Annotated in this window: 1 protein-coding gene; it reads left to right on the plus strand. The window is 63.6% G+C overall.

What is annotated here, in order from left to right; translation table 11 throughout:
* Positions 1 to 110 precede the first annotated feature (110 nt).
* Positions 111 to 455 (plus strand): RidA family protein, encoded by a 345-nt coding sequence (locus EOA24_RS40245; protein WP_126061243.1) that lies wholly within the window; start codon positions 111 to 113, stop codon positions 453 to 455.
* The last annotated feature ends 155 nt before the right edge of the window (positions 456 to 610 follow it).

Genomic DNA, 610 nt, shown 5'->3' on the forward strand with positions numbered 1-610 from the left:
GGATGGGGGAGAGCGGACAATTGGCTCAATTGGTTTCGCGGGCACCGGCCTTGCCCCAGGGCGGTCCGGACTCTAAACAAGCGCGACTCCAAGGAACGAAGGAACCTCCAATGAGCATTCGTCGCATCGATGTCGGCCCGCGCATGAGCCAGATCGTCATTCACGGCAATACCGTCTACCTGGCCGGTCAGGTTGGCCAGCCCGGCGGCAACGTCGCCTCGCAGACGCGCGATATCCTGAAGACCATCGACGAATTGCTGGCCAAGGCCGGCACCGACAAGACCAAGATCGTCCAGGCGATCATCTGGCTGGCCGACATGGGCACCTTCGCCGAGATGAATTCGGAATGGGACAAGTGGGTGCCGCAGGGTCACACCCCGGCCCGCGCCACCGGCGAAGCCAAGTTGGCTACTCCGGAATATCTGGTCGAGATCATTGTGACGGCGGCGCTGTAGCGCCGACTTCCCCTTCTCCCCTTGTGGCAGAAGGTGGCCGCGAAGCGGCCGGATGAGGGGTACTCCAGGGAAAGCCAACGTCTCGCTCCGCTGGAACACCCCTCATCCGTCCCGGCGCTGCGCGCCGATCCCCCTTCTCCCGCAAGGGTAGAAGG

Origin of the sequence: Mesorhizobium sp. M2A.F.Ca.ET.039.01.1.1 (assembly GCF_003998035.1) — a bacterium.
In the GTDB taxonomy this organism is placed as follows: domain Bacteria; phylum Pseudomonadota; class Alphaproteobacteria; order Rhizobiales; family Rhizobiaceae; genus Mesorhizobium.